This window comes from Micromonospora sp., assembly GCF_048594385.1.
Taxonomy (GTDB): domain Bacteria; phylum Actinomycetota; class Actinomycetes; order Mycobacteriales; family Micromonosporaceae; genus Micromonospora; species Micromonospora wenchangensis.
Map to the genome: position 1 here is coordinate 1 of NZ_JBMDWU010000258.1, position 7,426 is coordinate 7,426.

General features: G+C 72.7%; 8 protein-coding genes and 1 pseudogene. 4 read left to right on the forward strand and 5 right to left on the reverse strand.

What is annotated here, in order from left to right:
* From ACOJTC_RS13695 to ACOJTC_RS13705, 3 genes and pseudogenes are all read right to left on the reverse strand, one after another.
* A pseudogene (locus ACOJTC_RS13695) lies at positions 1-326 on the reverse strand (ATP-dependent helicase HrpB); the annotation flags it as partial.
* A 25-nt stretch (positions 327-351) separates the two neighbouring features.
* Positions 352-552, reverse strand: a complete 201-nt coding sequence (locus ACOJTC_RS13700; protein ID WP_420117137.1) for a DUF397 domain-containing protein — start codon at positions 550-552, stop codon at positions 352-354.
* Positions 553-592: 40 nt separating this feature from the next.
* Positions 593-1,438 carry a helix-turn-helix domain-containing protein gene (locus tag ACOJTC_RS13705; RefSeq protein WP_420117138.1) on the reverse strand — a complete coding sequence of 282 codons (846 nt, stop codon included), beginning with the start codon at positions 1,436-1,438 and terminating at the stop codon, positions 593-595.
* Between the two features lie 142 nt (positions 1,439-1,580).
* Here ACOJTC_RS13705 and ACOJTC_RS13710 point away from each other — a divergent pair, with 142 nt between their 5' ends.
* From ACOJTC_RS13710 to ACOJTC_RS13720, 3 genes are read left to right on the forward strand one after another with little or no spacing between them, the layout of a single operon-like run.
* Positions 1,581-2,207: a GOLPH3/VPS74 family protein gene (locus ACOJTC_RS13710; protein ID WP_204927901.1), complete on the forward strand. Its 627-nt coding sequence runs from the start codon at positions 1,581-1,583 to the stop codon at positions 2,205-2,207.
* A gap of 52 nt (positions 2,208-2,259) precedes the next feature.
* The gene (locus ACOJTC_RS13715) at positions 2,260-3,780 is read left to right on the forward strand and encodes an APC family permease (RefSeq protein WP_357934164.1); all 1,521 of its coding nucleotides are present in this window, start codon (positions 2,260-2,262) and stop codon (positions 3,778-3,780) included.
* Entirely contained in the window at positions 3,777-4,370 is a 594-nt protein-coding gene (locus tag ACOJTC_RS13720; RefSeq protein ID WP_420117139.1) for a GNAT family N-acetyltransferase, read from the forward strand. The genes ACOJTC_RS13715 and ACOJTC_RS13720 overlap by 4 nt, the downstream gene beginning before the upstream one ends.
* 182 nt (positions 4,371-4,552) lie before the next feature.
* Here the strand turns inward: ACOJTC_RS13720 and ACOJTC_RS13725 are convergent, their stop codons facing one another.
* Complete coding sequence (locus tag ACOJTC_RS13725) at positions 4,553-5,374, reverse strand: SigB/SigF/SigG family RNA polymerase sigma factor (protein ID WP_420117140.1); 822 nt, start codon at positions 5,372-5,374, stop codon at positions 4,553-4,555.
* Positions 5,375-5,691: 317 nt separating this feature from the next.
* Between ACOJTC_RS13725 and ACOJTC_RS13730 the strand changes: the two genes are divergently transcribed.
* Complete coding sequence (locus ACOJTC_RS13730) at positions 5,692-6,465, forward strand: hypothetical protein (protein ID WP_420117141.1); 774 nt, start codon at positions 5,692-5,694, stop codon at positions 6,463-6,465.
* On the opposite strand, the gene ACOJTC_RS13735 is transcribed toward ACOJTC_RS13730, so the two are convergent.
* Positions 6,394-7,426: phospholipase D-like domain-containing protein (locus ACOJTC_RS13735; RefSeq protein WP_420117142.1), on the reverse strand; the 1,033-nt coding region annotated here is incomplete at its 5' end. The two genes, ACOJTC_RS13730 and ACOJTC_RS13735, sit on opposite strands and share 72 nt — an antisense overlap.

Here is a 7,426-nt window from a genome sequence, read left to right on the forward strand (position 1 = left end):
CGCACCAGCAGGCCGGGGGGCACCACCCCCCCCGGGGTGCCGGGGCCGCCCCGGCGGTCCCCGCGTCCGGCGTCCCCGCCCCGGGGCCCCACCCGCTCCCCGAGCCGGGCGCCCATCCGCCGGGCCGCCGCCCGGGCGGCCACCCGGCGGGGCTGGGCGACCAGCACCCGCCCGGCCACCCCGTCGGCCACGGCGAGCGGGGCCAGGGTGGTCTTGCCGGTGCCGGGCGGGGCGACCAGGACCGCGCCGCCGGCGTCGGTCAGCGCTCGCAGCAGGGGTGCCAGCGCCGGCCGGACCGGCAGGTCGAGGGGTACGTCGGAGAGCACGGCTGCCACTGTGGCACGCCCGGGGTCAGCCCCGGCGTACCGCCTCCATGCCGGTGACGAAGGCTGTCCAGGCATGGGCGGAGAAGACCAGCGCGGGCCCGCACCGGTCCTTGCTGTCGCGCACCGCGATCCGGTCGTCGGTGGTGGCGATCTCCACACAGTTGCCGTTGCCGCTGCTGCGGCTGCTGGTCCGCCAGTCCATCATGGACAGAGGCAGCGCCTGCATTCCCGTACCTTCCGTTCCCCCCGGGCGTGCCGCAATGCGATCACGCAAAGTGACGAGCAGCCTCCTCCAGGCGGGCCAGAGACGCCGCCGGATCCAGTGCCATCCGGCACAGCTCCTCGTGCACAAGGGTATACCCGCGCACGTGTCCCGCTTCCTCCAGCGCCAGACCCAGCGTGAGATTGTCCAGGTAAACCACGGAATTGTCGGCCGCGTCGGCAAACGTGATGATCACGTACGGAGTGCTCATCGCGGGGTGCCCACCGGACGCGAACGGAAGTACGTGACATGTCACGTTCGGTGATCGGGCGACCGTGGCCATGTGGGTCAACTGCTCCGCCATCACGGCCGGCCCGCCCACCGGACGCAGCAGCACCGCCTCGTTGAGCACCACCGACAGCTCGACCGGGGGAGACTCCCGGTGCAGCACCTCCTGCCGGCGCAGCCGGGCGGCCACCTTGCGTTCCAGTCCCTCCTCGCCGGCCGTACGACGGAACATCTCCCGGGCGTACGCCTCGGTCTGCAGCAGCCCGGGGACGGACTCCGCCTCGTACGTGCGCAGGCTCTCCGCCTCGGCCTCCAGCCCGACGTAGAACTCGAACCACTCGGGCAGCACGTCGCTGTAGTTCTGCCACCAGCCGCGCTGCTGGGCGCCCCGGGCGATCTCGATGAGCGCCTCGGCATCGACCCCGGTCACCTCGTAGAGGGCCAGGGCGGCGCGCACGTCCCGGGGTTTGATGCCGATCTGGGCGTTCTCGATCCGGGACAGGTTGCTCTTGGACATGTCGAGTTGGCGTGCGGCGACGTCCAGTGTCATGCCCGCGCGTTCCCGCAGTTGGCGGAGTTCACGGGCGATGCGGCGGCGGCGAACAGTGGGGCTGACGGTCACCCTCCGAGTCTGTCACGACAAGATCCGCAGGTCGCATGAGCACGGAGTGCAACCATCGAATCCGGGAGTTGCAAAGCTGGAGCTCTGGGGGCATCCTGTCACCCGGCGTGGATCACCTGTGGACAATGCGTGGGAGGCTCGTTTGCTGGTCGCCGACGAGTTCTTTCTGATTGCGCACAACGACAGCCGCGGCAAGGCCAAACTGCACCCGAGCGCCACCGGGCTCGGCCTGGCCGCCGGGTTGCTGGCCGAGCTGATCCTGTTCGGACAGATCACCGTCTCCGGTGGACTGGTCACCGTGATCGACCGGCGTCCCCCGGCCGACGCGCTGGCCCACACCGTGCTCGACCAACTGATCGGTGAGTCGCAGCACCAGGCGGTGCGCACCTGGCTCGCCTTCCTGGCCCAGTCGTCCACCACCTCGGTGGGGGAGCGGTTGGCCCGGGCCGGGGTGCTGCGCCGGCAGGAGAACCGCCGCCTGCTGCGCACCACCGTCAGCTACCTGCCGATCGACCTCAACGCCGCCGCCTGGCCGGCGACCCGGCTGCGGGCCCTGGTGGAGCGGCCCGAACAGCCGCTGGTGTCGGACACGACGCTGCTCGGCCTGGTGGCCGCGGCCGGGCTGACCCGCGAGGTGCTGTGGAGCGCCGGCCCCCGCGCCCACCACCGACTGTCCACCCTCGTCGGTTCGCTGCCGCCTCCCCTGAAGGAACTCGTCGTGCACACCGAGGCCGCGGTCGGCGCGGCGGTGCTGCGCGGCATCCCCTGATCTCACCGCGCCACCCCCTTCCCCCTCATCTCCCCTCTTTCGGAGCAGCCCCATGCCCCCGCATCCGACAGTCGACCGCCCCAGCAACGTCAGCGACGCCCTGGCCCGTGGCCGCCTCGGCGTGCCGTCGGTCATCTTCTTCGTCCTCTCCGCCGCCGCGCCGCTGACCGTGGTGGCCGGCGTGGTCACCACCGGCTACGCGGTCACCGGCATCACCGGCATGCCGCTGGCGTTCCTCGCCGTGGGCGCCGTCCTGGCGCTCTTCTCCGTCGGCTACGTGGCGATGGCCCGCCGGGTCGAGAACGCCGGCGCGTTCTACGCCTACGTCGCCCGGGGCATCGGCCGCCCGGCCGGCGTCGGCGCGGCCTGGGTCGCGCTCATCGCCTACAACGCACTCCAGGTCGGCCTGTACGGCGCGATCGGTGCCGCCGCCGCCCCGGTGCTCGGCACCCTGTTCGGCGTCGAGCCGCACTGGTCCGTGGTGGCCCTGGTCGCCTGGGCGCTCGTCGCGTTCCTCGGCCTGCTGCGGGTGGACGTCAACGGCCTGGTCCTGGCGGTGCTGCTGATCGCCGAGATCGTGGTGATCGTCGTGTTCGACCTGGGCCAGCTCAGCCACCCGGCGGGCGGCTCGACCAGCTTCGCCGCCCTCGCCCCGGCCAACCTCCTGGTGCCGGGGGCGGGCGCGCTGCTGGTGCTCGCCATGACCGGGTTCGTCGGGTTCGAGTCCTCGGTGGTGTTCAGCGAGGAGAGCAAGGACCCGCGGCGGACGGTCCCGCTGGCCACCTACCTCTCGGTGGCGATCATCGCCGGGCTCTACGCGCTCTCCTCCTGGTCGATGACCGTGGCGGTCGGCCCGGAGAACATCTCCGCCGCCGCCGGTGAGCAGAGCATCGAACTGATCTTCAACCTGGCCGCCGCGCACCTCGGCGACACGGCGGTCACCATCGGCCAGGCGCTCTTCATGACCTCGGTGCTGGCCGCGATGATCTCGTTCCACAACACCACCGCCCGGTACGCCTTCGCGCTGGGCCGGGAGCGGGTGCTGCCGGCGGCCTTCGGGCAGACCTCGCCGCGCACCGGCGCACCCCGGATGGCCTCGCTGGCGCAGAGCCTGCTCGGCCTGCTGGTGATCGTGCTGTACGCGGTCAACGGCTGGGACCCGGTGGTGCAGTTGTTCTACTACGCCGGCACCGGCGGCGGCTTCGGCGTGCTGCTGCTGATCGCCACCACCAGCGTCGCCGTGATCGTCTACTTCGCCCGTTCCGACACCGCGGAGTCGCTGTGGAAGCGGGCGATCGCCCCGGCCCTGGCCACCGTCGCGCTGGCCGCCGTGGTGGCCGTGGCGGTGACGAACTTCGCGACCCTGCTCGGTGTCGCGCCGGATTCGCCGCTGCGCTGGATCATCCCCGGGGTCTACCCGGTGGCCGCGCTGATCGGCCTGCTGTGGGGTCTGGTGCTGCGCGCCAACCGTCCCGACGTCTACGCCCGGATCGGGCGGGGCGCGGAGAGCACGGCCACCTCGCTGTTCGGTCCTCCGGCGGAGCAGCCGGTGCCGGTGGAGTCCCGGCGGTGACCGCGCCGACCATCGGACGGCTCGCCGCCGCCGACACCCGGTGGGTCGCCGAGCGGATCGCCGAGGCGTTCCTGGTGCTCCCGGCGACCCGGTGGCTGGTGCCCGACGAGGCCAAGCGGGAGGCCGTCTTCGCCGACAACTTCGAGATCCTGGTCGACCACGCGATGCGGCACGGGCTGGTCTTCGGCACCGCCGACCGGGACGCGGTGGCGGTCTGGTTCCCGCAGGTCGGTGACGGGTCGCCGGCCCCGGTGGACTACGACGACCGGCTGGCCGCCGCCTGCGGGGAGTGGACGCCCCGGTTCCAGCACCTCGACGAGTTGTTCGCCGCCAACCATCCGCACCCCGACCACCATCACCTGGCGCTGCTCGCCGTCCGGCCGGGGCGGCAGGGGCAGGGGTTGGGTACCGCGCTGCTGCGGCACCACCACGCCTGGCTGGACGCCCACGGGGTGCCCGGTTACCTGGAGGCCAGCAGTGAGGCCGGACGGGACCTCTACGCCCGGCACGGCTACCGGCTGCGCGAGGTCTTCCGGCTGCCCGACGGAACGCCGTTCTATCCGATGTGGCGGGAGCCGGCGGGAGGCTGACCGGCGTCCCGGGCGACGTCGGCGTCGCGTACCGGTGTGAACGCCGACCGACGCGACACCGGCCCCGACGCGGATGCGTCGGGGCCGGTGCGTCGTTCGACGTGGAAGGCCCGGCCGGCGACCCGCCGGCCGGGCCCCGTGGTCGTGACCGTCACCGAGGACCGGTGACCGCCTCCACCCCCTCAGTAGGTGCCGTCGAGCTGACCGCGCAGCTTGGTCAGGGCCCGGGCGAGCAGCCGGGACACGTGCATCTGCGAGACGCCGATCTGGTCGGCGATCTGCGACTGGGTCAGGTTGCCGTAGAAGCGCAGGGTGAGGATCTTCTGCTCGCGCTCGTCGAGGGTGGCCAGCGCGGGGCCGAGGGCGACCCGCAGCTCGGCCAGCTCGAACTCGCTGTCCTCGCCGCCGAGCATGTCGCCCAGCTCGGTGGCGCGGTCGCCGTCGCCGGTCGGGGTGGACAGCGACACCGCGTTGTACGCGCGGGCGCCCTCCAGGCCCTCCAGGACCTCTTCCTCGGTGAGCTTGAGGTGGGCGGCGATGTCGGCGACCGTCGGCGAGCGGCCGAGGGTCTGCAACAGCGAGCTGTTGGCGTCGGAGATGGCCAGCCGCAGCTCCTGCAGCCGCCGGGGGACCCGGATGTCCCAGGTGCGGTCGCGGAAGTGCCGCTTCAGCTCGCCGATGATGGTCGGGATGGCGTAGCCGGCGAAGTCGACGCCGCGCGACGGGTCGAACTTGTCGATCGCCTTGATCAGGCCGACGGCGGCGGTCTGGGCCAGGTCGTCGGTGGGCTCGCCCCGGCCGCTGTAACGGTGGGCCAGGTGGTTGGCCAGCGGGAGCCAGGCCTCGATCGCCCGGTCGCGCAGCGCGGCCCGGGACGGGTGGCCGGCGGGCAGCGCGGCCATCGCGTTCAGCAGGTCGGCGGCGCTGTCGGTGAGCGCACGCGGGTCCAGCTTCTCGGTGGTGGACGGTGTCGCCGCCGGCTTGCTCATGGTGGGCGCGGTCATTGGTGGTCCTCCCTGCACCTCGTCCGCGGTCAAAAAGACGTGACGCTTCGGTTTAGCTTCAGATGGGCCGTTCGGAAGTCACCATAGCCTGATCGGTGAACGGAAATCTAGCCGAAAGGCTGATGTACTTAAGTGATTTTCGGTCACAAAGCCACACTATCGGACATGGTTCGCGTCGATTGTGATCACAGGCACCTGTCGAACCGGCAGGCCACCCGGAACCCGACACCACGGCAGCGGTGTCGGCTATCCGTCCTTGTCCCGCCGACAGGACCGCCCGTAGCGTCGCGGGAGACCACCGCCGTACGGAGGACCACGTGCTCGACCCCGCGGACCCGCAGCTCGTCGTCGACAGCCGTACGCTGCACTTCAGCTGGTTGCCGGCCGACCCGGACGCGGTCGTCGCCCTGGTCCCGCCCGGCCTGTGCCCCCGCCCCGACCGGCAGGTCTTCATGAACCAGTACGTCGTCGAGGACGCCGGTCAGACCTCCGGCCTCGGCGCGTACTCGCTGACCTACATCGGGGTGGCCCTCGTCGGGGTCGACGCGCCCGACGGGGCGACCCCCGGGGGCTGGTGGACCCACTACGTCACCTCCAGCCCCCGGGTCCGGGACTACGCCGCCGCCCGGGGAGCCCCGGCCGTGCTGGGACACACCACCCTGCGGGTACGGGGTGCCGTGCTGGTCGCCGCGACCGAGGTCGGCGGCGTCCCGCGGATCCGGACCCGGGCCCGGATCGGCCACACCGGTCACCAGCTGCGCGCCGGCCACCACCGGTACTTCACCCGGTGCGACGGCGAGCTGTTCAGCGGGGTCTACCCCTACGTCTGCGAACCGGTCAGCCCGTTCGAGATCGAGTCGGTGGAGTTCCTCGACCCCCGGCACCCGAGCTACGCGCTGCGCCCGGAGAACCCCCTGCTCATCACCAGCGGCTGCTACGCCCCGCGTACCTCGTTCGCCCACCCGGGCGGGCTGACCCGCCACCCCATCCCGCCCGCACCGGCCGCCGACCGGCGGGACCTACCAGGTGCCCTTGCGGCGGGCGTGCAGCGGCCTGCCGTCGGGGTCGTAGACCAGCCGGTACGCCGGTAGCGCCCAGAGCCGGGTGTACCAGGGCAGCCGCTCAGGCCGGTGCGGGCGCAGCCGGCCCGGCGGCCGGGGGCCCGAGCGGCCCGAGTCGTGCCACCGCTGCAGAGCGTCCGCCGTGGCGGTGATCGCCGCGACGGCGCTGGCCGGGTCCAGCAGGTCGGCGTCGTCGGCACCGCCCGGGTCGCGGTCCAGGTGCTCGCGCCACAACCGCAGCCGCAGGTCCCGGGCGAACACCCGGGCCCCGTCGCCCCGACCCGCCGGGTCGAGGGGGGACCGCTCGTCGCGGGTCTCGTCGAGCACCGCGCAGGACAGCTCGCTGTCGTGCGTCCAGGAACGCCTGTTGAAGTTGTCGCTGCCCACGCTCGCCCACACGTCGTCGACCACGCAGATCTTCGCGTGCACGTAGACCGGGTCGCCCGCCCGGTTCTCCACGTCGAAGACGTGCACCCGGTCCGGCGCGGCCCGTTCACACAGCGACAGCGCCTGCTCCCGGCCCACCGTGTTGGGCGGCAGCGCCAACGCGCCGTCCACGTCCGGATAGCGGGGGACCACCGCGACCAGGTGCAGGTCGGGGTTGTCCCGCAGCGCCTCGGCGAACAGCTCGGCCACCTCGGTCGACCACAGGTACTGGTCCTCCAGGTAGATCAGCCGGCGGGCCCGGCGTACCGCCTTGGTGTAGCCCCGGGCCACCGTCCGCTCGCCGTCCGGGGCGAACGCGTAGCGGGGGCGCACCGCCGGGTAGGTGCGCAGCACCTGGATGTGGTGCGGGCCGCAGGGCGGCGGATCGGCCGACGGGTCGGGCAGCGGATCGGGGCTCAGGTCGGAGCCGCGCAGCCGGTCCCGCAGGTAGGCCAGCGGGTTCTCCGAGTCCAACGGCATCGGATCGGTCCACCGCTCGCGGAACGTGGTGTCCAGCGCGGCGACCACCGGACCCCGGACGGCCAGTTGCACGTCGTGCCACGGC

Coding starts and splice junctions, on each gene's coding strand:
- ACOJTC_RS13700 (WP_420117137.1), bottom strand. CDS start 552: ATGCAGGCGCTGCCTCTGTCCATGATGGACTGGCGGACCAGCAGCCGC.
- ACOJTC_RS13715 (WP_357934164.1), top strand. CDS start 2,260: ATGCCCCCGCATCCGACAGTCGACCGCCCCAGCAACGTCAGCGACGCC.
- ACOJTC_RS13725 (WP_420117140.1), bottom strand. CDS start 5,374: ATGACCGCGCCCACCATGAGCAAGCCGGCGGCGACACCGTCCACCACC.